We start from the raw sequence: 24206 nt of genomic DNA, 5'->3' as shown, positions 1-24206 counted from the left end.
GGCCTTTCCGAATGACTCGAATCGTTACGCGCGCCGCTTCACCCGTCGACGCCGAAATCCTCACCCGCCACGGCCTGCATCCGGTGCTCGCGCGCCTGTACGCGGCACGCGGCGTGTGCATGCCCGATGAAATCGAAACCGGTCTCGCGCGGCTCGTGCCGCCCGCCGCGCTCAAAGGCTGCGAAGACGCCGCCGCGTTGCTTGCCGACGCGATCCAGGGCAAACGTCGCATGCTGGTGGTGGCCGACTACGACTGCGACGGCGCGACCGCCTGCGCGGTCGCGGTGCGCGGGCTGCGCATGTTCGGCGGACAGATCGAGTATCTGGTGCCGAACCGCTTCGAGTACGGCTATGGCCTGACGCCCGAGATCGTCGCGCTGGCCGCGCGCAGTGCGTCGGGCAAGCCGGAACTGCTGATTACAGTGGATAACGGCATCGCCAGCGTCGACGGTGTGGAAGCGGCCAATGCGCTCGGCATCGACGTGCTGGTCACCGATCACCACCTGCCCGGCGACGAACTGCCGGCGGCCCGCGCCATCGTCAATCCGAACCAGCCGGGCTGCACGTTCCCGAGCAAATGCATCGCGGGTGTCGGCGTGATGTTTTATGTGCTGCTGGCATTGCGCGCGGAATTGCGCCGCCGCGGCGCCTTCAACGACGCTTTCCCCGAGCCGCGTCTGGACGGCCTGCTCGATCTGGTCGCGCTCGGCACGGTCGCCGACGTGGTCAAGCTCGACGGCAACAATCGCGTGCTGGTCGCGCAAGGTTTGCAGCGGATTCGCAAAGGCAAGATGCAGCCGGGCATCGCCGCCCTCTTTCGCGCCGCCGCGCGCGACGCCCGCAGCGCGTCGGGTTTCGACCTCGGTTTCGCGCTCGGCCCGCGCCTGAACGCGGCCGGCCGCCTATCGGACATGTCGCTCGGCATCGAATGCCTGACCACCGACGACATCGGCCGCGCATGGGATCTCGCGCAGCAGCTTGACACGATGAACCGCGAGCGCCGCGAAATCGAAGCCGGCATGCAGCAGCAGGCGCTCGAAGACCTTTCGGCGATCAACCCCGATGGCGCGACCACCATCACGCTGTTCAACCCAGGCTGGCACCAGGGTGTGATCGGCATCGTCGCCGGACGGTTGAAGGAGAAATTCCACCGGCCGTCGTTCACGTTCGCGCTCGCCGACGACAGCGGCCAGCTCGTCAAAGGTTCGGGCCGTTCGATCCCGGGCTTTCATCTGCGCGACGCGCTCGACCTGATCTCGAAGCGCGAAGCGGGTCTGATCGTCAAATTCGGCGGCCACGCGATGGCCGCGGGCCTGACGATGGCCGCCGCCGATGTGCCGCGCTTTACCGCCGCGTTCGAGGCAGTGGGCCGCGAATGGCTCTCCGAAGAGGCGCTTTCGCGTACGGTCGAAACCGACGGCGAACTGGAAGATGCCTACTTCACGCCGCAATTCGTCGAAATGCTCGACGCCGCCGTATGGGGTCAGGGCTTCCCGGCACCGGTATTTTCCGGCGAGTTCGACATCGCGTCGCAGGCGCTGGTGAAGGACAAACACCTGAAGCTGCAACTCGTGCGCGGCCGCCAGCGCTTCAACGCGATCTGGTTCAATCACACCGACACGCTGCCCGCGCGCACTACGGTCGCATACCGCTTGTCGAGCGACACGTGGAACGGGGTGTCTCGAGTGCAATTGATCGTCGAGCACGCCGCGAGCTGAAGCGCGCCCAGGCTGTCGCCACCCGGCGTCCGTGCCGTGAAGTCCGCGCGCAACGCCTGCACCGGCTAGCCATGGCCGAGTGCACCGCAGCTTGCCTGACACTGCGTGAAAAGCATCGAAAATCACCGCAAAATCAACCCCAAACCCGCGCCGGATCGCTCACAAGCCGCCGGGGCGGGGCGCCGATCGGCTATAATTTCCCCTTTTTACGAAGCTATAAAAGATCGACATGGAAGCGGAACGTCTCAACGCGATCGAAGCCTCTCTGGCGGACCTGCGCGCGCGCGCGGGCGCGCTACGGGGGTATCTTTGACTACGACGACAAGGCACTACGTCTAATCGAAGTCAACCGGGAACTCGAAGACCCGGACGTCTGGAACGACTCGAAGCACGCCCAGGCGCTCGGCCGGGAAAAGAAACTGCTCGACGATACCGTCGGCAAACTCACCTCGCTCGATAACGACCTGCGCGATGCGCAAGACCTGTTCGACATGGCCCGCGAAGAAGACGATGAGGAAACCCTCCTCGCCTGCGAATCAGACGCGCAAGGCATCGAACAACGCGTCGCCGACATGGAATTCCGCCGGATGTTCGCGAATCCGGCCGACCCGAACAACGCCTTCCTCGACATTCAAGCCGGCGCCGGCGGCACCGAAGCGTGCGACTGGGCGGCCATGCTGCTGCGCCAGTACCTGCGCTACTGCGAGCGCAAGGGCTTCAAGACCGAAGTGCTGGAACAGACCGACGGCGACGTCGCGGGCATCAAGAACGCCACGATCAAGATCGAAGGCGAATACGCATATGGCTTCTTGCGCACCGAAACCGGCGTGCACCGGCTCGTGCGCAAGTCGCCGTTCGATTCGTCGGGCGGCCGCCATACGTCGTTTTCGTCGGTGTTCGTGTACCCGGAAATCGACGATTCGATCGAAGTCGACATCAATCCGGCCGATCTGCGCATCGACACGTACCGCGCGTCCGGCGCGGGCGGTCAGCACATCAACAAGACCGATTCGGCCGTGCGGATCACGCACATGCCGTCGGGCATCGTCGTGCAGTGCCAGAACGACCGCTCGCAGCACCGCAACCGTGCCGAAGCCATGGCCATGCTGAAATCGCGCCTGTACGAAGCGGAGATCCGCAAACGTCAGGCCGAGCAGGACAAGCTCGAAGCCGGCAAGACCGATGTGGGCTGGGGTCATCAGATCCGCTCGTACGTGCTGGACAACAGCCGTATCAAGGATCTGCGCACCAACGTCGAAATCAGCAATACCAAGAGCGTGCTCGACGGCGACCTCGATCCGTTCATCAGCGCCAGCCTGAAACAGGGCGTCTAAGCGCAACCGGCGCGGCATGCATCGCAGCGCTGCGCCGCCTCTTTTTACCGCCTGAGGTTTTTCACTGACTGGCCACCCGCATGTGGGGCACCCCGATGCGGGCCACCGAATACCAAATCATCATGACCGAACCGACCCAGCCTGATGCGGCCCAGCCGAATGCGGCCCAGCCCAATGTCGCGCCCGAGGTAGACGACAACAAGATCATGGCCGAGCGCCGTGAAAAGCTGCGCGAACTGCGTGAGCAAGGCGTCGCCTACCCGAACGATTTCCGTCCCACGCACCATGCCGCAGATCTGCAAACGCAGTACGCCGGGAGCGACAAGGAAGCACTCGAAGCCAATCCGCTCGAAGTCGCGATTGCCGGCCGCATGATGCTCAAGCGCGTGATGGGCAAGGCCAGCTTTGCGACCGTGCGCGACGGTTCGGGTCAGATCCAGTTCTTCATCACACCGGCCGACGTCGGCCAGGAAACGTACGACGCCTTCAAGAAGTGGGACATGGGCGACATCGTCGCGGCGCGCGGCGTGCTGTTCCGCACCAACAAGGGCGAACTCTCGGTGCGTTGTACCGAACTGCGTTTGCTGTCGAAGTCGCTGCGTCCGCTGCCGGACAAGTTCCATGGTCTCGCCGATCAGGAGATGAAGTATCGCCAGCGCTATGTCGATCTGATCGTCACGCCGGAAACGCGCAAGACTTTCGTCGCACGTACCAAGGCGATTTCGTCGGTCCGCAAGTTCATGGCGGATGCCGACTTCATGGAAGTGGAAACGCCGATGCTGCACCCGATTCCGGGCGGCGCCGCGGCCAAGCCGTTCACTACGCACCACAACGCGCTCGACATGCAAATGTTCCTGCGCATCGCGCCGGAACTGTATCTGAAGCGGCTGGTGGTCGGCGGCTTCGAGCGCGTGTTCGAGATCAACCGGAATTTCCGCAATGAGGGCGTGTCCGTGCGCCACAATCCGGAATTCACGATGATCGAGTTCTACGCGGCGTACACCGATTACAAATGGATCATGGACTTCACCGAGCAGTTGATCCGCCAGGCGGCGGTCGACGCACTCGGCAGCGCCACGATCAGCTACCAGGGCCGCGAACTGGATCTGGCCAAGCCGTTCCATCGCCTGACGATCAGCCAGGCGATCCAGAAGTACGCGCCGCAGTACACAGACGCGCAACTCGCCGACGACGCATTCCTGCGCACCGAACTGAAGAAGTTCGGCGTGGACGCATCGCAGCCGCAGTTCCTGAACGCAGGCGTGGGCGCGCTGCAACTGGCGCTGTTCGAAGAGACCGCCGAGTCGCAACTGTGGGAGCCGACCTACATCATCGACTACCCGATCGAAGTCTCGCCGCTGGCGCGCGCGTCGGACAAGGTCGCCGGCATCACCGAGCGTTTCGAACTGTTCATCACGGGCCGTGAAATCGCCAACGGTTTTTCGGAGCTGAACGATCCGGAAGACCAGGCCGCCCGCTTCAAGAAGCAGGTCGACCAGAAAGACGCCGGCGACGAAGAAGCGATGTTCTACGACGCCGACTACATCCGCGCGCTGGAATACGGCATGCCGCCGGCCGGCGGTTGCGGTATCGGCATCGACCGTCTGGTGATGATGCTGACCGACAGCCCGAGCATCCGCGATGTGATTCTGTTCCCGCATCTGCGCCGCGAAGACTGATCGCCGCGTCGCTCGAGTCCACGGCTCGCAAAAGGAAAACGCCCGGTTCGATGCCGGGCGTTTTTGCTTGCGGCGCATAAAAGCACCCGTCTGCCGGCACCTGACGGTTTGTAACCATCGGTAAAAGGTGCGTATCGGCCACCCAGCGACCGATTGCCTGGCCTGCCGCGTGCCCCTCGGAAAATCAGCCGCCGCGCCGCGCCTCACGCGCTTTGACGCGAGCTGGCCGCGATGATTGCCCGGAAATGGTTACAAATTGAAACCCTACTGGGATCGATTTGCCTGACACTGAGTCTCAATAAGACTGACTCTGCTCCAGACGGAGGCCAATATGGACAATCCCGATACCAAACCCACGCAACAACGTCGTATTCACCCGCTCGTAGCCACGGCTGCGGGCGCAGTTATTATCGCGAGTCTTGCTGCTACGGCTGCCGTCACCGGCCTGTTTCCGCATGCGTCGAGTAGCGGCGCGCAAACGGATCAGACGCAGGCCGCGCAAGTGTCCACGCAACCGAACGCCCAGCCGGGCGTGGTCGACTCCGCAGCCCCGGCCAGCCCTTCGGCGCAGCAGGCCGCGCAACAGCAAGCCCAGCAGCAGGCTCAGCAGCCGCAACCGGCCCCTGCCCCCCTGGCGCCGCCACAGCAGCAGTATGCGCAGCAGCAACCAGCCCAGCCCGCGCCGCAATACGCCCAGCAGCCTTCGCAACCGGCCTATTGCTCGACCTGCGGCACGGTTGTCGGCATCTCGGCAGTCCGTCAGGAAGGCCACGGTACCGGCATCGGTGCGGTCGGCGGCGCAGTGGCCGGCGGCGTGGTCGGCAATCAGTTCGGCGCCGGCAGCGGTCGTACTGCGATGACGATTCTTGGGGCAGTCGGCGGCGGTCTGGCCGGCAACTCGGTCGAAAAACACATCCGCAGCACGACGTCGTATTCGGTGCGGGTACGGATGGAAAACGGCAAGACGCGGTACTTCACGTATCACGAAGCGCCGCCGTTCCAGCAAGGTCAGCGCGTGCGGGTCGAGAACGGCACGCTGGTGGCGAGCTGATCGAGGCGGATTAACTGAAGCCAAACGCAGCCTGAACATTCTGCAGGCGCAAAAAAGGCGATTCCAATGGAATCGCCTTTTTCTTTGCCTCACAGCGGGAGCGGAATCATTCCGCCCGCTGGCAGCAGCCAGATAACAGCCAGATAAGTCATGCGCTCAGCATGAGCTCACTACTCAGTAATCAGCGTCTTCGATCCATGCAGCCTGAATCGCTTCGAGGATCTTTTCGTTCGACCGGTTGGGGTCGTCGTCGAAACCCTCCAGCTCGGTGACCCAGCGGTGCAAATCAGTGAAGCGCACCTGCTGCGGATCGATGTCCTGGTGCTTGTCAGTCAGGGCCATCGCGATGTCTTGCGTATCGGTCCACTTCATGGCTGCATCCTCCAGTTAGTGATTTTCCTTCGCGTGATTGATCGAGTAGCGCGGGATCTCGACGACCAGATCCTGCTCGGCCGGCACCATCGCCTGGCACGACAGACGCGAGGCCGGTTCGAGCCCCCACGCCTTGTCCAGCAGATCGTCCTCGTCTTCCTCGGACGGCGTCAAGGCGGCGAAACCCTCACGCACGATGACGTGACAGGTGGTGCATGCGCAGGACTTCTCGCAGGCGTGCTCGATTTCGATGCCGTTCTCGAGCAGATTGTCGCAGATGCTCTTGCCGGGCACGGCATCGATCACCGCGCCTTCCGGGCACAGTTCGACGTGAGGCAGCACAACGATTTGAGGCATACATTTTCCGTTTGGGTCTGCGGCACGGCCGCCGCAAACAGGCTCCGTACCATTTTACTGGCGCCGCGCGGACTTTTTAAGTCCGCGCGGCGCGGTTCATTGCCGGCTGGCGCGCAGGGCGCGGCCACGCCGTAAGGCTCAGATCTCGTCGAGCTTGCGGCCAGCCAACGCGCGGCGAATGCCCTTGTTCATGCGGCGGGCGGCGAATTCGTCGGTGCCTTCGGCGAGGCTTTTGGTCGCGGTTTCGATCGCGTCGGCGTCGTCGCTTTGCGCGATGTTGCGCAACGCGGTGAGCAGCGTGTCGAGTTCGGCGCGTTCGCTGTCGTCGAGCAATTCGGCGTCGGCGGCGAGCGCGGCGTCGGTGGCTTCGACGAGACGGCGCGCTTCCACTTGCGCTTCACGCAAAGCGCGAGCGCGCATGTCGACTTCGGCGGTCGAAAAACTCTCTTCGAGCATCCTGGCAATGTCGTCGTCGGCGAGACCGTAAGACGGCTTCACCACCACCGAGGCTTCCACGCCCGAACCCTGTTCACGCGCGAACACGGACAGCAAGCCGTCCGCGTCGACCTGATACGTGACGCGAATCCGCGCCGCGCCGGCGGCCATCGGCGGAATGCCGCGCAACTCGAAACGCGCGAGCGAGCGGCAATCGCTGACGAGTTCGCGCTCGCCTTGCACGATGTGGATCGCCATCGCGGTCTGGCCGTCCTTGAAGGTCGTGAAATCCTGCGCACGGGCGACCGGAATCGTCGAATTGCGCGGAATGATCTTCTCGGTCAAACCACCCATGGTTTCGACGCCGAGCGACAACGGAATCACGTCGAGCAGCAGCCAATCGTCGCCCTCCGCGCCGCGATTGCCCGCGAGCAGATCGGCCTGGATCGCCGCGCCCAACGCGACGACCTGATCCGGGTCCAGATTGATCAGCGGCGGCTGGCCGAAGAACGACTCGACCGCGCGGCGGATCACCGGCATGCGCGTCGCGCCGCCGACCAAAACCACGCCTTTGATTTCTTTGGTAGTGACTTTGGCGTCGCGGAGTGCCTTTTTTGTCGGCCCAAGCGTGCGCTGAACCAGCGCCTGAATGATGGCTTCGAAAGTAGCCTCCTCGATCGTCAGATCGATCTCAGTGCCGTTCGAGAGCGTGGCCTGCACCGTTGCAATGGGTGCGTCGGACAACGCCTCCTTGGTCACGCGTACGCTGTCGAGCAGCAGACGGACGTCTTCCGGTGCGAGCGTTTGCGGCGCGATGCCCGCCTGCTCCAGCACGTGGCGATACAGCGCATGGTCGAAATCGTCGCCGCCGAGCGCGGAGTCGCCGCCCGCCGCGAGCACTTCGAACACACCTTTGGTCAGCTTCAGAATCGACAGATCGAAGGTGCCACCGCCGAGGTCGTAGACCGCGTAGAGGCCTTCGGAACCGTTATCGAGACCGTACGCGATCGCAGCCGCAGTCGGCTCGTTCAGCAGGCGCAGCACGTTCAGACCGGCCAGACGCGCGGCGTCTTTGGTCGCCTGGCGCTGCGCTTCGTCGAAATACGCGGGCACCGTGATGACCGCGCCGACCAGTTCGTCGCCGAGCGTATCTTCGGCACGCTGGCGCAGCGTCGCGAGAATTTCCGCCGACACTTCCACCGGACTCTTCACGCCGTCGACGGTACGGATCTGCACCATGCCGGGTGCGTCGACGAAATCGTAGGGCGCGTTCTCGGCGCCTTCCACTTCCGCCTTGCCGCGGCCCATGAACCGCTTGACCGAGACGATCGTGTTGCGCGGATCGGTTGCCGCTTCAGCCTTGGCCGCGCGGCCGATACGGCGGCCGCCCTTTTCCAGGTAACGCACCACCGACGGCAGCAGCGCATGGCCGTCTTCGTCGGGCAGCACGTCGGGCACGCCGCTGCGCACGGCGGCGACGAGGGAATTGGTGGTGCCGAGATCGATACCGACCGCCAGACGCCGCTGATGGGGCGCCGGCGCCATGCCGGGTTCGGAGATTTGCAGTAGGGCCATCTGGATCTTCTCGGGGCCGCTGGACCCCGTCCTGAATTTTCGCGTTGCTGGATGTCGTGCTACGACTGCTATGGCTGCTTATTCATGCGCGGGCACTGTGGCACTGTGGTGCACGCCGGACCGCTAGTTCTCGAGCCGCTCGATCTGCGTGCCGATTTCCGACGCCACCCGCTCGATGAACATCAACTGCCGCACCGCCTCGCCCGCCGCCTGATTCGCGCCGCTGTCGAGCAACGCGCCGAGCTTGTCGAAACGCATGCGCTCTTCGTCGCGCAGTTCGGTCAGCAAAGCGTCGAGCGCATCGACGTTCTTTGCCGCGGCCGCGTCTTCAATACCTTCACGCCACTCCATCTGCTGCATCAGGAACGCCGGCTCCATCGCCGTGTTGTTCTCGGCGCCAACGTCGATGCCGCGCAGATGCAGCAGATAGGTCGCGCGCTTCAACGGATCGCGCAGCGTCTGATACGCCTCGTTGGTGCGCGTGGCCCATTGCATCGCGATGCGTTTCTGCGCGTCGCCGGCTGCCGCGAAGCGGTCCGGATGCACTTGCGCCTGCACCGTGCGGTAGGCGTGATCGAGCGCCGCTGCGTCGAGCGCGAATTGCGCCGGCAGATCGAACAGATCGAAGTGGCTGTCGTTCAGCGAGGCCATCAAATAAAAGGAGTCCGTTCAGGAAAGCACACTGGAGTGCGGGCTAAAACGCGGATCGAAAGCGCCGCGAAATTCAGTGGCGCGCTCAGTTGCAGGACACCGGCCCGATTGTGCGGATGAAACTAAAAAGGCGGCCCGCGCCGCCTTTGATCCGCTAACGCGGAATGAGCCGATTTACACGCGGAATGATTCGCCGCAACCGCACTCGTCCTTCACGTTCGGGTTGTTGAACTTGAAGCCTTCGTTCAACCCCTCGCGGGCGAAGTCGAGTTCGGTGCCGTCGATATACGCGAGGCTCTTCGGGTCGACAATGATCTTCACGCCGTTGCAATCGAACACTTCGTCTTCGGGTGCGAGTTCATCCACGTACTCGAGCTTGTAGGCCAAACCCGAGCACCCCGTCGTGCGCACGCCCACGCGCAAGCCCACGCCCTTGCCGCGACGAGTCAGATACTTCTGGACGTGCTGTGCTGCCTTTTCGGTCAACGTAATTGCCATAGCGTTTCTCATTGCGCCGCGCGTGTTCGGCATTCATCTGCCTGGTGACGCGCTGCTGCCCTGCCTGCATCAAATATCGCTCATGCCGGACGGTGCATTTCTGCTCGCACCGCCCGTTTTCTGGTGGCTCAAAAGAGCACCCAAGCGCGCTTACGCGTGTTGCTTGTCGCCTTCGACGACAGCCGCTTCACCGTGGCGTTGCTTGTAGTCGGCGACCGCTGCCTTGATCGCGTCTTCCGCGAGGATCGAGCAGTGGATCTTCACCGGCGGCAGCGCCAGTTCTTCGGCGATCTGCGTGTTCTTGATCGACATGGCCTGATCGAGCGTCTTGCCTTTCACCCATTCGGTGACGAGCGAGCTCGAGGCGATCGCCGAACCGCAGCCGTACGTCTTGAACTTCGCGTCTTCGATAATGCCGTCCGCGCCCACGCGGATCTGCAGCTTCATCACGTCGCCGCATGCCGGTGCGCCGACCATGCCGGTGCCAACTGCGTCGTCGTCCTTCGCGAAGGAACCGACGTTGCGCGGGTTTTCGTAGTGGTCCAGAACCTTGTCGCTATAAGCCATGATGACACTCCTTGATCCGTTTCAACCTGCAAATTGCAATTCGATGAATTCGACGTCCACAACTGGCGCGTCAGTGCGCTGCCCACTGGATGGTCGAAATATCGATCCCGTCCTTGTGCATTTCCCACAGCGGCGACAAATCGCGCAGCTTTGAAATCTTGGTCTTCAGCAGGTTGATCACGTAATCGACATCCTGCTCGGTCGTGAAGCGGCCCACCGTGAAGCGGATCGAGCTGTGCGCCAGTTCGTCGTTACGACCCAGTGCGCGCAGCACATACGACGGTTCCAGCGAAGCCGACGTACAGGCCGAGCCCGACGACACTGCCACATCTTTCACCGCCATGATCAGCGATTCGCCTTCGACGAAATTGAAGCTGATGTTCAGGTTGTGCGGCACACGCTTTTCCATGTCGCCATTCACATACGTTTCTTCCATGTCCTGCAGGCCGCGCAGCAGACGGTCGCGCAGCATGCGGATGCGTTCGTTTTCCGTCGCCATTTCTTCACGGGCGATACGGAACGCCTCGCCCATACCGACGATCTGGTGCGTAGCCAGCGTGCCGGAACGCATGCCGCGCTCGTGACCGCCGCCGTGCATCTGCGCTTCGATACGGATACGCGGCTTGCGGCGTACATACAGCGCGCCGATGCCCTTCGGACCATACGTCTTGTGCGCCGAGAACGACATCAGGTCGACCTTCAGCTTTTGCAGGTCGATGGCGATCTTGCCGGTGGCTTGCGCCGCGTCGACGTGGAAAATGATGCCCTTTTCGCGGGTGATCTCGCCGATCGCCTCGATGTCCTGGATCACGCCGATCTCGTTGTTCACCGACATCACCGAAACCAGAATCGTATCCGGGCGCAGCGCGGCCTTGAACTTCTCGAGGTCGATCAGGCCGTCGTCCTTCACATCCAGGTACGTGACTTCGAAGCCTTCGCGCTCCAGTTCGCGGCAGGTGTCGAGCACAGCCTTGTGCTCGGTCTTCACCGTGATGATGTGCTTGCCCTTGCTCTTGTAAAAGTGCGCGGCACCCTTGATCGCGAGGTTGTCCGACTCCGTGGCGCCCGAGGTCCAGATGATTTCGCGCGGATCGGCATTCACCAGCGCGGCGACGTTCTCGCGCGCTTCCTCAACCGCACGCTCCGCATCCCAACCATACGAGTGGCTGCGCGATGCAGGGTTGCCGAACTGCTCACGCAGGTACGGAATCATCTTGTCCACCACGCGCGGATCGATCGGCGTCGTCGCGCTGTAGTCCATGTAAATGGGCAGGTGGAGAGTGTCGTTATTCATCAATTGCTCCGGGGACGTCATTGCTCTGGCTTCTGGGTTCCTGATCAGGCTGTGGTGCGTTCAGATTGCCGCGCCTAGGAACCGGCCATGTTGAAAACAGAATTAGGCCCTTTCGGCACGACGCGGGCGGGCTCGACCGCCGGCGCCTCGTTGCGCCGGTCGCGCAACACCGCGGGCGCGCCTTCGCGCGAACGCTGCTGGTCGACCAGATCTTTCAGGGAGACCGAATCCAGGTACTCGACCATCTTCTGGTTCAACGTCGACCACAATTCGTGCGTCATGCAGTGGCCGTCGTGCTGTTTGGTGCCCTCGCACGAACCCTTGCCGCCGCATTGGGTAGCGTCGAGCGGTTCGTCGACCGCAATGATGATGTCGGCGACGGTCACGTCTTCAGCACGGCGGGCCAGATTGTAGCCGCCGCCCGGTCCGCGCACGGACTCGACGATTTCGTGACGACGCAGCTTGCCAAACAGCTGCTCGAGATAAGACAGGGAGATATGTTGGCGCTGGCTGATACCCGCAAGCGTCACCGGGCCCTGCTCCTGGCGCAGTGCCAGGTCAATCATCGCCGTGACGGCGAAACGGCCTTTCGTGGTGAGTCTCATATGGTGTGGGAACCGCAATTCTCGACAAGTTTGGTCAAGTATAAATACATGACTGAATTAGTCAAGTATCCCTACCGCGATTTGGGTCATTTACTTAATTGTTGGATAAAGCGGCGGGCGGCCTCGCCTAGGCCACCAATTGGGGACGCAGCGCGGCGATAAGTCCGCCACAGGCCGCTTCGCATTGATCTAGTACCTGTTCGAAGCCTTCCGCACCGCCGAAATAAGGGTCGACGATTTCCCGGGCTCCGTCCCAGCGACCATCTGTCGCGGGCACAAATTCCATCAGCAGACGGATTTTGTCGCGCTGCTCCGCAGGACAAACCTCACACAGTGCGGCGACGTTTTTGTCATCCATCGCAATCAGCAGATCGAAGCGCTCGAAATCGGATGCCGTAATCTGGCGCCCGCGCAAGGCAGCTAGCTCGTAGCCTCGCCGACTGGCCGCAAACTGCGCGCGCTCGTCGGGCGGCTGGCCGATGTGCCAGTCGCCCGTGCCGGCGGAATCGATCAGGATTCGTTCCGCGAGCTTGGCCTCCCCGACCAGATGGCGCATCACGCCCTCCGCGGTTGGCGAACGGCAAATGTTCCCCAGGCAGACAAAGCAGATGGACACGGTTTTCATCAGAGGCTTTTGGGCGCAAAACGCGCGTGGATCGGCAGTGGGTAACGGTGCCGCGATTATACAAAGTTGAACCAGATTGCGCCCGGGGCACGCGACGCACCGTCCGATCTCGCTGCGCTCAGGATGCTTCGCCCAGCGGCATGGCCGTTACAGCGTGCGCGGGTTTAGCGGGCAACGTCGTCGCGTTGTCGACCATGCCGTAGGAGACGGCACGCGCCAGTTCCGCAGTCAGTTGGTCAGCCGCGAGCGGAGCTTGCGACGAACGCGAAGCGGCATCGCCGCAGATGTGCAGATAAGCTGCTGCGGCAAGCGGTACAACGATGGCAAGAGGCCAGTACACCGATATTGTCTTTTTCATGATGTCGTTTCTTCCGATTAAGGACCGGTGAGTTCACGACTCACTATGCCTATCCCAAATCCTATAGAAATTCACAATCGAAAAAAACCCACTGGCGCGAGATAGAGCGTTGCGCTGAGTGGAACAGTCAATGTACTGCGGTGCGGTGCACGGCACTGACGCCCGTCATGGCACGAAAAAGAAATCCTTACAAACACATACAAAGCGCTTGCGACGGATGGCGATAATAGCGGTCTTACAGAAACGAAATCTCGCACTGGTCGATCATATGAAATCCTTTGCACCACTCGCCTGCCTCGCAGTCGCCGCCTTGCTGGGCGGCTGCGCGGTTTATCCGGACGGCACACCGATGTACAGCAATGGCTACGGCGGCGGTTACAGCGGCGATGACGCTTACGACGGTTATGCCACCGGCGTGCCGGTCGTGCCGCAAACGAATGTCTACATGGGCTATAGCAACTATTCGGGCCCGGGGTACTACAACGGGCCGGGCCGCTATTACGGACCGGGACCCGGCTATGGCGGCTATCCCGACCGAGGCCGGTCAAATAACGGCAATCACGGCGATAACGGCAACTGGCACGGTCAGCCGAACGGCGGCTCACACGGCGGCGGGCCGCCGCCTCAAGGCGCCGCAGGCGGGCCGCGCGGCCCGAGCGGATCGAATGCACCTCGGCCAGCGGCTGGCAACCCGCCGCCGCCACCGCCGCCGCAACAGGCAGGCAATGGAGGCGGTCGTGGCAACGGCAACAACGGGGCGCCCGTGCGAGGGGTGCCGGGCCGACAGTCTGGCCAGATGACGGACCACTGAGCGGGCGTGTCGCGTAGTCGCGCGACACGCGGACTCATCAGCGCACGCGTCTGCGCTGCGGTCTCTGCGACGACCGCCCGATAACCCGGTCTGACAATCGCCGGGGAGCGCGCCAGGCGGCGCGGCCGTTAACTTAAACACAGCGCTGCGCCGGAATCACCGGCTCGCGCTTACGGCCACGAAACTCGAAAAATATGACGGCGCGCTCCGTCCAATCAGGCCAACTCAGCCGATATGGCTGCGCTGCGCCGCGTACAACTCCCTGAACGTCCGACCGACCGGAGCCGGGATATCCCGCGTATTAGTCCAGCCCGCGCCGCCGAGCGGCAATCTGGCAATCGACCGGTTTCGCCCGCCCATCCGTTCCAGCACGCGAACGGCCAGCTTCGTGAACAACGCATAACTGTTCGGGTGCAAGGCGAGAAAACCCCACGCCGCGAGCCCTGCCCGCTCGCGCCACGGCCGCAGCCGCCGCTCCACCTGCTTCTCGCGCAACTTGCGCAGCAGATCGGACAGCGGAATTCCCACCGGACAGACGCTGTTGCACTCGCCGCACAACGTTGCCGCCTGAGGTAAATCCAGCGCCTTGTCGATCCCGACATAGCTCGGCGTCAGCACGGACCCCATCGGGCCAGGATAAACCCAGCCGTACGCATGACCGCCCACCTTCTGATACACCGGGCAATGGTTCATGCAAGCGCCACAACGGATACAGCGCAGCATCTCCTGGAAGTCGCCGCCGATCAGCCCGGTGCGCCCCCCGTCGACCAGCACCACATACATATGCTCGGGACCATCCTGATCGCCCGCACCGCGTGGCCCGGTCAGCACGGAAAAATAGTTCGACGTGGCCTGGCCGGTTGCAGAGCGCGGCAACAGGCGCATTGCCGTCGCAAGATCTTCCAGCGTGGGCAACACTTTCTCGATGCCGGTTACAGCCACATGCACGCGTGGCATCACCGTGCACATGCCCTCATTGCCCTCGTTGGTGACCAGCACGACCGAACCGGTCTGCGCCACCACGAAGTTGCCGCCGGTCACACCCATATCCGCCGTCATGAAGTGCGGACGCAGTATCTCGCGCGCTTCGCGGGTCATGTCGGTGATCTCGGTCAGACGCGGCCGGTCGTGAGTTTTCGCGAAAAGATCGGCGATCTCGTCCTTATCTTTGTGAACGACGGGCGCGATGATGTGGCTCGGCGGCTCGTTGTCGTTGATCTGCAGAATGTATTCGCCCAGATCGGTTTCGATCGATTGCACGCCCATTTGTCCGAGCACTTCGTTCAGGCGCATTTCCTCGGTGACCATCGACTTGGTCTTGATCACCTTCTTCACCTCGTGCCGGCGCGCGATATCGCCGACGAGGCGTGCGGCCTCCTGCGTCGTCTCGGCAAACAGGACCGTGACGCCGCGCCGGGTCGCTTCCCGTTCGAAGGTCTCGAGCCAGATGTCGAGATTTTCCAGCGCGCGATTGCGGCGCTCCTTCAGCGCGGCGCGGGTGGCGGGAAAATCGATCGCGGTAATGGCTGCGGCGCGGGCCGACACGAACTTGGTCGACAGCTTGGTGAGGTTCTGCTGCAGACGCTGGTCGGCAAGTTTCTGGCCGGCGCGGGCCTTGAAATGCATCGATTGGACTTGCATGGCGGCCTTGAGCTTAATCGAATGAACTCGCGGGGAAATACGCGGATGAATTCGCGGGCGAAATTCCTGGGTGAAGTCCCCCGATGAAATTCGCGAGTGAAAAAATGCGCGAGCGATCTGCGTTAAATGAAGTGCGCCGAATCGGGTGCGCCGGTTGTGGCGCCGCGATGATTTTCAGGCGTCGCCGGCCAGCACCTGGGCGATGTGTAACACGCGCGTGGTGGTATCGCCGGTGCGCCGCAAACGGCCTTCGATATTGAGCATGCAGCCGAGGTCGCCGAGCACCACCGCGTCGGCGCCGCTCGCGCCAATGTTTGCGCATTTCTCGTCGACGATCGCCGTGGAGATATCGCCGTACTTGATCGCGAAGGTGCCGCCAAAGCCGCAGCAATGCTCGCAATCCTTCATTTCGGTCACCGCCACGCCCACCTGCGCGAGCAACGCGCGCGGCTGCGCCTTGACGCCAAGTTCGCGCAGCCCCGAACAGGAATCGTGGTAGGTCACCTGGCCGGCGAACTCGCCGGGCTCCAATTGCACCTTGGCCACATTGACGAGGAAATCGGTCAACTCGAACACCTTGGCCCGCAATCGGCCGAAGCGGTTCATCAACTCCGGATCGTCCGCAAACAGGTCGCCGTAATGCGCGCGGATCATGCCGCCACACGAGCCGGATGGCACCACGACGTAGTCGAACTGTTCGAACTCGCGCAAGGTTTTCTCAGCCAGGTCGCGCGCGATGCGCCGCTCGCCCGAGTTGTACGCGGGTTGCCCGCAACAGGTTTGCGCGGGTGGCACCACCACCTCGAAACCGGCGCCTTCGATCAGCTTGATGACCGAAAAACCGATCTCCGGACGCATCAGGTCGATCAGGCAGGTGACGAACAATCCGACTCGCATGAGCCCTCCTTCGGGAAAACGTCCCTGATTATCCGCTGTTCGACGCACAATACCAACGTCCGGAAGGCATAGGACGAATGCCACGCTAAATTGGAATAGGCGTTCCCACCGCTTTCCTTCTTTTCACAATACGGGATACAATCAATTTCCGCTGTTTGACGCGTCAACCGATTCCTCCCCATGAGCGATACGAACCCGGATCCCAAAACTTCGATCCAGGTGATCGAACGCATGATGCGCTTGCTCGACGCCCTCGCTGCGCATAGCGACCCGGTCAGCCTGAAAGAACTCGCCATCCGCACGGAGCTGCACCCGTCCACCGCGCATCGCATCCTGAACGATATGGTGATGTGCCGGCTGGTCGACCGGTCGGATCCCGGCACTTACCGTCTCGGCATGCGTCTGCTCGAACTAGGCAATCTGGTGAAGGCGCGGCTGTCGGTACGCGACGCGGCGCTCACCCCGATGCGCGAATTGCACCGCCAAACCGGGCAGACAGTGAACCTGTCGGTGCGTCAGGGCGACGAGATCGTCTATATCGAGCGCGCGTATTCAGAACGCTCCGGGATGCAGGTGGTGCGAGCGATTGGCGGGCGGGCGCCGCTGCATCTGACCTCGGTAGGCAAGCTCTTTCTTGCCGCGGACGAATCGACCCGCGTGCGGGCCTACGCCACGCGCACCGGTCTGTCCGGGCACACGCAGAACAGCATCACCGATCTGACCAAGCTCGAACGGGAGCTATCGCATGTGCGACAACAGGCCTGCGCGCGCGACAACGAAGAACTCGAACTGGGCGTGCGCTGTATCGCAGCCGGGATTTACGACGACACCGGCAAACTGGTCGCCGGCCTGTCGCTGTCCGCCCCGGCGGATCGTTTGCAGGACTCGTGGCTGGGGCAGGTCAGCCAAACGGCGTTGCTGATTTCCGAGTCGCTCGGTTACCGCCCGCAGACACCGCAAGAGCATTCGCACCCGCAGCACGTGTAAGCTGATGGCTGTCCTCACGCGGCTCAATGAAAAAAGCCTCGCATTTTGCGAGGCTTTTTTCTGGCCGGTCCGAAAACCGGCCGCTGCAGACTGCAGCACGTCAGGCAACTTCAGGTGCCCGGGCCGCCGGCATCCGCACTGGTGATGCGCGTTTGATCGCCACCGTTATCGAGCCACGTACGCAGACGCGTCGCGTCCGCAAAGCGCGAGTATTTACCCGACGAGTCGAGCAGCACCATGATCATCGGACGGCCGTGGATAGTCGCCTGCATCACGAGACACTCGCCCGCTTCGTTGATGAAGCCGGTCTTTTGCAGACCAATGTCCCACGACGGGTTACGCACCAACGCATTCGTGCTGTTGTACGCCAGCGAACGCTTGCCGGTGTACACCTCGTAGCTGTGATCGGTCGAGAACTTGCGGATCAGCGGATATTGATACGCCGCGTTGACCATCTTCACGAGGTCGCGCGCGCTCGACACGTTCTGGCTCGTCAAACCCGTGGGGTTTTCGAAGTGCGTATCGGTCATGCCGAGTTGCTTGGCCTTCGCGTTCATTGCCGCGAGGAACGCCGGGCGGCCGCCCGGGAAATAACGCGACAGCGCGGCGGCGGCGCGGTTCTCCGAGGCCATCAGCGCGATGTGCAGCATGTCTTCACGCGAGAGTACCGAGCCCACCGACAGACGCGAGCCGGTGTTTTTCTCGTAATCGCGGTCTTCGTCCGTGACTTCGATCTGGTCGGTCATCGGTTCTTTCGAATCGAGCACGACCATCGAGGTCATCAGCTTGGTGATCGAGGCGATCGGCACCACGGCGCGCGAATTCTTGTCGAACAGCGTTTCGCCTGAGTTCTGATCGATCACGTACGCAACGCTTGAACGCAGCATCAGCGCGTCCGGCGTTTCGTGCAGACCAAAAGCCTGGCCGACGCTAGGCGAACGCGGTTCGTACGCGACGCGGCGTACCACCGAGTGATGGCGACCGTTCGAGGTGTACGTCACGCGCTTGCGCTTGACGCCCGCGCGCGGCGCGTCGTCGCTCGCGGCGGCAACGGTCTTCACAGCCGCGCCTTTGCCAGCCTTCTTGCTCGACACTTTGTCGGCAGTGGCCGCGGCGGGCTTTTTGGCTGCTTTCGCGTGTTTGGAGGTTTTCGCAGGTGCGTCGGGCGCGGCGGCAAAACTGCTGACGGGCGTGGCGAACGCCGCTGTGATGACCAACGTAGCGGCCACCGACAGAGCGGTGCTGCGGGCCGCGCCGTGGATCATTTTTAGCGACGAAAGCATGTCGGTTTTCATGGGTGTTCGGTAGGGAGCGGCGAGAGGTTTCCGCAAGTGTAGTAAAACAACGAAAAATTAGCAATTTGAAGCACTTATGCGCGCTCCTTAAACCGGCTTGTAAGCTCCGATCGCAAAAACACAAATAAGTGCCGCGCTTCGATCGAAAAAAACGATCGCCAGCGTGGTTTGCCTCGCCGTTGTCGCCATACGCCGGAATCGAGACGATTCTTTCAGCATAACGGCAATTTCGAGACAATCTTGATCAGGGGAAATACTGTCAAAGCGTGGGCGTGGGCGTAGGCAACTTGCCAAGACGACGTTCAGCATGCCTGACGTCGCCCCGCAACTGTTAAACGCCTACTGGAGACCGCCAACGCGCATTCGACCCGCATCCAAGATTAACGTTCCGTGACACTTTATGGTTTACAACGGATCCGCAGCAATCTGCGATTTTTCCGACGTGCGAAGTCACGCATCTGACGCAGCCCTTCCGGCGACAATCAGAATCCGCCGGTTAAATCGGCAAAAAATGCAGCCTTTAAGCGCATCGACTTGGTGCAACGGTTAAATTGACCTGTATCTTATTAATGTCATGCCTACTGCATAACGTATTGTTTTATCAGCAAATTCTCGACATTGTGCGACGCACAAAAAGCACTTGACATTCCTTGCAGCCATCCTAAAATGGGAACCATTGCTGCGATGCACAAAACATCGCGGTCCGGGGAGACGATCCTAAATCGTCTTGCCACCAACCCAATGCGGTCCGCACAGACTGGCCGCAATCCAGGAGCGTAAACCATGACTCTGCTGACCCCTGAGCAATTCGCTGCAGCCCAGAAAGCCAACTTTGAAACGTTGTTCGGCCTGACGACCAAAGCATTCGAAGGCGTCGAGAAGCTGGTTGAACTGAACCTGCAAGTCGTGAAATCGACGCTCGCGGAAAGCCAGGAAAACGCCCAACGCGCACTGTCGGTGAAGGACGCGCAGGAACTGCTGGCACTGCAGGCAAGTCTTGCACAGCCGGTGGCTGAAAAGGCGCTGTCGTATGGCCGTCACGTGTATGAAATCGTTTCGGCAACGCAAGGCGAGTTCACCCGCGTCGCGGAAGCCCAATTTGAAGAGCAAAACCGCAAGGTCCAATCGCTCGTCGAAAACGTTGCGAAGAATGCCCCGGCCGGTTCGGAAACCGCTGTCGCCGCGATGAAGTCGGCTATCACCGCCGCCAACACCACGTACGAAACGGTCCACAAGGCCACCAAGCAAGCTGTCGAAATCGCCGAAAGCAACTTCAATGCAGCCGCAACAGCCGCATCGAAGGCAGCATCGCAAGCCGCTGCGCAAGCATCGCGCTCGGCAAAGAAGGCAGTCTAAGTTTCAGGCCGCATGTCACGCCGGCCCGCCTCACAGCTGGGCCGGCGTTATTGTAAGCAACAGCGTCGTGCCGTTGCCGCTCACACGGTTGTACGTGGCCGAACGCTCCGATACGTTGAATAGCGTATCGTTTGCCCGGCGAAAGGCCGGGATTTTTTTGCTGCTAGCTGAGATGTGTGCCGCATGTTTCATGCGTCGCGACACGACAAACGTTCTACGCTGCCTGCTGCAATAGAAAACGGCGCGCCCTTAGCGGGACGCGCCGTTTTTTTTCTCTGCATCACCGAACCCACCTGCATGCAGGTGGGCCCAGCGCCAGCGGCATTACTTCTTTTTCTGCGGCGGCAAGTCGGTACAGACGCCTTCGTACAACTCGGCAGCCATACCAACCGATTCGCCGAGCGTCGGGTGCGGGTGAATCGTCTTACCGATATCCGTTGCGTCCGCACCCATTTCGATCGCGAGACACACTTCGCTGATCAGATCGCCTGCATTCAGACCGACAATCCCGCCGCCGATCACGCGATGCGTTTCTTCGTCGAACAGCAGCTTGGTGAAACCTTCATCGCGGCCGTTGGCGATTGCGCGGCCCGACGCAGCCCACGGGAACACCGCCTTGCCGTACTTGATGCCTTCGGCCTTCAGCTGGTCTTCGGTCTTGCCGGCCCACGCCACTTCCGGATCGGTGTAGGCCACCGAGGGAATCTGCAGCGCGTCGAAGTACGCCTTCTCGCCATGAGCCACTTCGGCTGCGACGTGGCCTTCGTGCACAGCTTTGTGCGCGAGCATTGGCTGACCGACGATATCGCCGATCGCGAAGATATGCGGCACGTTGGTGCGCATCTGCTTGTCGACGTCGATGAAGCCGCGATCCGTTACGGCCACACCGGCCTTGTCCGCGCCGATCTTCTTGCCGTTCGGCGACCGGCCGACGGCGACCAGCACGAGGTCATAGCGTTGCGCTTCGGCCGGCGCCTTTTCGCCTTCGAACGACACGTAGATACCATCGTCTTTCGCTTCGGCGCCGGTGGTTTTGGTCTTCAGCATGACGTTGGCGAAACGCTTGCTGTTGTACTTCTCCCAGACCTTGACCAGATCGCGATCCGCGCCGGCCATCAGGCCGTCGAGCATTTCGACCACATCGATCTTCGCACCGAGCGTGGAGTAGACCGTCGCCATTTCGAGCCCGATGATGCCGCCGCCGATCACCAGCATGCGTTGTGGAATCTGACGCAGTTCGAGCGCGCCGGTCGAATCGACCACCCGCGGATCTTCCGGAATGAACGGCAGCTTCACCGCTTCCGAGCCGGCGGCGATGATGGCCTGCTTGAACTTGACGACCTTCTTGCCGCCTTCGGTCTGCACTTCCATGTGGTTCGGATCGACGAACGAGCCGTTGCCCGTCACGACTTCGACCTTGCGCATCTTGGCCATGCCGGCGAGACCGCCGGTGAGCTTCTTGACGACGCCCGACTTGAAGTCACGCAGCTTGTCGAGATCGATTTGCGGCTTGGCGAAGGTGATGCCGTGCGCGCCGAGCGCTTCGGCTTCGTCAATGACGAGCGCCGTATGCAGCAGTGCTTTCGACGGAATACAACCGACGTTCAGACAGACGCCGCCGAGCGTTGCATAGCGTTCGACGAGCACGGTCTTCATGCCGAGATCGGCCGAGCGGAACGCAGCGGAATAACCGCCGGGGCCCGAACCGAGCACGAGCATGTCGCACTCGATGTCCGCGTTGCCGGAGAAGCTACCAGCTTGCGGAGCAGGCGCGGCAGCCTTCGGTGCAGCGGCGGCTTGCGCCGCTTGAGCGGGCGCTTTCTCGGGCTCTTTGGCCGGCGCTTTCGGCGCATCTTTAGCCGGTGCAGCGTCCGCCGCTGTTTCGACGAGCGCGATGACCGTGCCTTGCGAGACTTTGTCGCCGGCTTTGACGCGTACTTCCTTGACGGTGCCGGCGGTATCGCTGGGCACTTCGATGGAGGCCTTATCGGACTCGAGCGTCATCAGCGCCTGTTCGGTCTCGATGACATCGCCCGGTTTGATATTGACTTCGATGACATCGACGTCCTTGAAGTCACCGATATCCGGCACTTTTACTTCGACGAGACTCATAGTGTCCCCTTCTCTTATTGATCGTGATGAGGGAAGAACCACTTCAAAGCAGCCTGAAAGCTGGCAGCAGTCTGGACAGAATCAACCTTTGCAGTCCGTCCAAGGACGCGCCTTTCTTTTGCCTACTTTTCTTTGGAAGACGCCCCGCAGGAAGTACCCTTGGGGTGCAAAGAAAAGTAGGTGCCGCCCCGCACAGGGGCGACACTAATAGACCGATAAGAAAGCAGGTTCAACAAAGAGACGTGGATAACAGAAAAGAAACCCACGCCCCGCGCAACACCAGGATCAAAGAATCACACGCCGAAAATCGGCAAGAATCGCACCCAGATAAGCATTGAACCGCGCTGCCGCAGCACCATCAATAACCCGATGGTCATACGACAACGACAGCGGCAGAATCAACCGCGGCACAAACTGCTTGCCATCCCAAACCGGCTTCATCGCGCCGCGCGACAACCCAAGAATGGCGACTTCAGGCGCATTGATGATCGGCGTGAAGTTCGTCCCGCCAATGCCGCCCAGGGAAGAAATCGAGAAGCAGCCACCTTGCATCTGATCCGGCTTGAGCTTGCCGTCGCGCGCCGCCTTCGAAAGCTCAGTCATTTCCTTCGCGATATCGATCAACCCCTTCTTATCCGCATCGCGAATAACCGGCACGACCAGACCATTCGGCGTATCAGCAGCAAATCCGATGTGGAAATACTGCTTGAACACCAGGTTGTCACCATCGAGGCTGGCATTGAACGTCGGGAACTGCTTCAAGGCCGACACAACCGCCTTGATCACGAACGCCAGCATCGTGATCTTCACGCCGGCCTTTTCGTTTTCCTTGTTCAACTGCACGCGCAGCGCTTCGAGCTCGGTGATATCCGCTTCGTCGTTGTTCGTGACGTGCGGGATCATGACCCAGTTGCGATGCAGATTCGCGCCCGAAATCTTCTTGATGCGCGACAGCGGCTTCGGATCGACCGGACCGAATTTGGTGAAGTCGACCTTCGGCCACGGCAGCAGGTTCAGCTCGCCGCCACCGGCAGCAGGCGCGGCAGCACCTGCCGGCGCAGCACGCTGACCCGTCATCACGCCCTTGATGAAGGCAGTGACGTCCGCTTGCGTAATACGGCCCTTCGGACCCGTGCCCTGCACCTGCGTCACGTCCACACCGAGTTCGCGCGCGAACTTGCGCACGGACGGCGAAGCATGACTCGCATGACGCGCACCGCCTTCGCCAGCCGGAATCAGCGGCGCCTGCGCGAGCGCGGACGGCGAAGCCGGAGCGGGCGACGGAGCCGCCGGCGCATCCGACGGCTTCTCGGCCACTTCCTGCCGGGCAGCGGGCGCGGGCGCCGGCGCAGCTGCGCCGCCATCCGCCTCCAGCACGACAATCACCGAGCCTTCCGACACGTTATCGCCAACCTTGACCTTCACTTCCTTGACGACGCCGGCGGCCGAGCTCGGCACATCCATGGTCGCCTTGTCGGATTCGAGCGTCACCAGCGACTGCTCTTTCTCGACGCGATCGCCGACCTTCACCGCGACTTCGATCACGGGAATGTCTTTGTAGTCGCCGATATCCGGCACTTTGACTTCTTGCAGACCACCACCGGCGGCAGCAGGCGCCGGCGCGGCAGCGGGTGCGGCGGCCGGTGCAGGCGCCGGCGCAGCAGCAGGTGCCGGAGCGGGCGCGGCAGCACCGCCTTCAGCGCCTTCCAGCACGACGATCAGCGAACCTTCCGACACGTTGTCGCCGACCTTGACCTTCACTTCCTTGACGACGCCGGCGGCCGAGCTCGGCACGTCCATGGTCGCCTTGTCGGATTCCAGCGTAACGAGCGATTGCTCTTTCTCGACGGTATCACCCGCCTTCACCAGCACCTCGATCACAGGAATGTCCTTGTAATCGCCGATGTCCGGCACCTTGACTTCGATCGCTTGACTCATTGTTAGTGTCTCCTGGGCCGCGCACGCCGCCTGCCCTGTCGATCAGAGCA

Annotated in this window: 22 protein-coding genes; 7 read left to right on the top strand and 15 right to left on the bottom strand. The window is 61.9% G+C overall.

Going from position 1 to position 24206, the window contains the following annotated elements:
• Nucleotides 1–11: 11 nt before the first annotated feature.
• The 4 genes from recJ to P0D84_RS07145 all read left to right on the top strand — a co-directional run bounded on the left by recJ (nt 12) and on the right by P0D84_RS07145 (nt 5782).
• On the top strand, nt 12–1718 hold the full coding sequence (gene recJ / locus P0D84_RS07160) for a single-stranded-DNA-specific exonuclease RecJ (RefSeq protein ID WP_408334111.1): 1707 nt from the start codon (nt 12–14) through the stop codon (nt 1716–1718).
• 229 nt (nt 1719–1947) lie between these two features.
• A protein-coding gene (gene prfB, locus P0D84_RS07155; protein WP_179732865.1) for a peptide chain release factor 2 occupies nt 1948–3052 on the top strand; the annotation gives its coding sequence in 2 pieces (ribosomal slippage) (nt 1948–2028 and nt 2030–3052; 1104 coding nt in all).
• Nucleotides 3053–3174: 122 nt separating this feature from the next.
• A complete protein-coding gene (gene lysS / locus P0D84_RS07150; RefSeq protein ID WP_408334109.1) occupies nt 3175–4731 on the top strand; it encodes a lysine--tRNA ligase in 1557 nt (518 codons plus the stop codon).
• 331 nt (nt 4732–5062) lie between these two features.
• On the top strand, nt 5063–5782 hold the full coding sequence (locus tag P0D84_RS07145; RefSeq protein WP_408334105.1) for a glycine zipper 2TM domain-containing protein: 720 nt from the start codon (nt 5063–5065) through the stop codon (nt 5780–5782).
• A gap of 174 nt (nt 5783–5956) precedes the next feature.
• Here the strand turns inward: P0D84_RS07145 and iscX are convergent, their stop codons facing one another.
• The 10 genes from iscX to P0D84_RS07095 form a co-directional block, all read right to left on the bottom strand.
• Complete coding sequence (gene iscX / locus P0D84_RS07140; protein WP_007181290.1) at nt 5957–6154, bottom strand: Fe-S cluster assembly protein IscX; 198 nt, start codon at nt 6152–6154, stop codon at nt 5957–5959.
• Nucleotides 6155–6169: 15 nt separating this feature from the next.
• Nucleotides 6170–6511, bottom strand: a complete 342-nt coding sequence (gene fdx, locus P0D84_RS07135; protein WP_175160925.1) for an ISC system 2Fe-2S type ferredoxin — start codon at nt 6509–6511, stop codon at nt 6170–6172.
• Nucleotides 6512–6649: 138 nt separating this feature from the next.
• Complete coding sequence (hscA, locus tag P0D84_RS07130; protein WP_408334102.1) at nt 6650–8521, bottom strand: Fe-S protein assembly chaperone HscA; 1872 nt, start codon at nt 8519–8521, stop codon at nt 6650–6652.
• A 123-nt stretch (nt 8522–8644) separates the two neighbouring features.
• Entirely contained in the window at nt 8645–9172 is a 528-nt protein-coding gene (gene hscB / locus P0D84_RS07125) for a Fe-S protein assembly co-chaperone HscB (protein ID WP_028199495.1), read from the bottom strand.
• 174 nt (nt 9173–9346) lie between these two features.
• A complete protein-coding gene (iscA, locus tag P0D84_RS07120) occupies nt 9347–9670 on the bottom strand; it encodes an iron-sulfur cluster assembly protein IscA (RefSeq protein ID WP_028199494.1) in 324 nt (107 codons plus the stop codon).
• Nucleotides 9671–9820: 150 nt separating this feature from the next.
• Nucleotides 9821–10237: a Fe-S cluster assembly scaffold IscU gene (iscU, locus tag P0D84_RS07115; RefSeq protein WP_179732877.1), complete on the bottom strand. Its 417-nt coding sequence runs from the start codon at nt 10235–10237 to the stop codon at nt 9821–9823.
• Nucleotides 10238–10307: 70 nt separating this feature from the next.
• Entirely contained in the window at nt 10308–11531 is a 1224-nt protein-coding gene (locus P0D84_RS07110) for an IscS subfamily cysteine desulfurase (protein WP_408334098.1), read from the bottom strand.
• Nucleotides 11532–11605: 74 nt separating this feature from the next.
• The gene (gene iscR, locus P0D84_RS07105; protein ID WP_028199491.1) at nt 11606–12136 is read right to left on the bottom strand and encodes a Fe-S cluster assembly transcriptional regulator IscR; all 531 of its coding nucleotides are present in this window, start codon (nt 12134–12136) and stop codon (nt 11606–11608) included.
• Between the two features lie 127 nt (nt 12137–12263).
• Nucleotides 12264–12761 (bottom strand): low molecular weight protein-tyrosine-phosphatase, encoded by a 498-nt coding sequence (locus P0D84_RS07100; RefSeq protein ID WP_408334095.1) that lies wholly within the window; start codon nt 12759–12761, stop codon nt 12264–12266.
• Between the two features lie 118 nt (nt 12762–12879).
• On the bottom strand, nt 12880–13119 hold the full coding sequence (locus tag P0D84_RS07095) for a hypothetical protein (protein ID WP_408334092.1): 240 nt from the start codon (nt 13117–13119) through the stop codon (nt 12880–12882).
• A gap of 268 nt (nt 13120–13387) precedes the next feature.
• Here P0D84_RS07095 and P0D84_RS07090 point away from each other — a divergent pair, with 268 nt between their 5' ends.
• A complete protein-coding gene (locus tag P0D84_RS07090; RefSeq protein WP_408334089.1) occupies nt 13388–13930 on the top strand; it encodes a hypothetical protein in 543 nt (180 codons plus the stop codon).
• Between the two features lie 225 nt (nt 13931–14155).
• Here the strand turns inward: P0D84_RS07090 and P0D84_RS07085 are convergent, their stop codons facing one another.
• Nucleotides 14156–15571, bottom strand: a complete 1416-nt coding sequence (locus P0D84_RS07085; protein ID WP_408334086.1) for a lactate utilization protein B — start codon at nt 15569–15571, stop codon at nt 14156–14158.
• 174 nt (nt 15572–15745) lie between these two features.
• Nucleotides 15746–16468 carry a (Fe-S)-binding protein gene (locus P0D84_RS07080; RefSeq protein ID WP_408334083.1) on the bottom strand — a complete coding sequence of 241 codons (723 nt, stop codon included), beginning with the start codon at nt 16466–16468 and terminating at the stop codon, nt 15746–15748.
• A gap of 180 nt (nt 16469–16648) precedes the next feature.
• On the opposite strand from P0D84_RS07080, the gene P0D84_RS07075 reads away from it, so the two are divergent.
• Complete coding sequence (locus tag P0D84_RS07075; protein WP_408334080.1) at nt 16649–17455, top strand: IclR family transcriptional regulator; 807 nt, start codon at nt 16649–16651, stop codon at nt 17453–17455.
• A gap of 110 nt (nt 17456–17565) precedes the next feature.
• On the opposite strand, the gene pbpG is transcribed toward P0D84_RS07075, so the two are convergent.
• A complete protein-coding gene (pbpG, locus tag P0D84_RS07070) occupies nt 17566–18750 on the bottom strand; it encodes a D-alanyl-D-alanine endopeptidase (RefSeq protein WP_408334077.1) in 1185 nt (394 codons plus the stop codon).
• Nucleotides 18751–19533: 783 nt separating this feature from the next.
• Here pbpG and P0D84_RS07065 point away from each other — a divergent pair.
• Complete coding sequence (locus tag P0D84_RS07065; protein ID WP_408334074.1) at nt 19534–20106, top strand: phasin family protein; 573 nt, start codon at nt 19534–19536, stop codon at nt 20104–20106.
• Nucleotides 20107–20430: 324 nt separating this feature from the next.
• Here the strand turns inward: P0D84_RS07065 and lpdA are convergent, their stop codons facing one another.
• Both lpdA and aceF read right to left on the bottom strand, forming a co-directional pair.
• Nucleotides 20431–22218 carry a dihydrolipoyl dehydrogenase gene (gene lpdA, locus P0D84_RS07060; RefSeq protein WP_408334071.1) on the bottom strand — a complete coding sequence of 596 codons (1788 nt, stop codon included), beginning with the start codon at nt 22216–22218 and terminating at the stop codon, nt 20431–20433.
• 285 nt (nt 22219–22503) lie between these two features.
• Nucleotides 22504–24156 carry a dihydrolipoyllysine-residue acetyltransferase gene (aceF, locus tag P0D84_RS07055; RefSeq protein ID WP_408334068.1) on the bottom strand — a complete coding sequence of 551 codons (1653 nt, stop codon included), beginning with the start codon at nt 24154–24156 and terminating at the stop codon, nt 22504–22506.
• Nucleotides 24157–24206 lie beyond the last annotated feature (50 nt).

It is taken from the genome of Paraburkholderia sp. RL17-337-BIB-A (genome assembly GCF_046025895.1).
Taxonomy (GTDB): domain Bacteria; phylum Pseudomonadota; class Gammaproteobacteria; order Burkholderiales; family Burkholderiaceae; genus Paraburkholderia; species Paraburkholderia fungorum_C.
This window is presented reverse-complemented; position numbering and strand designations above follow the sequence as displayed.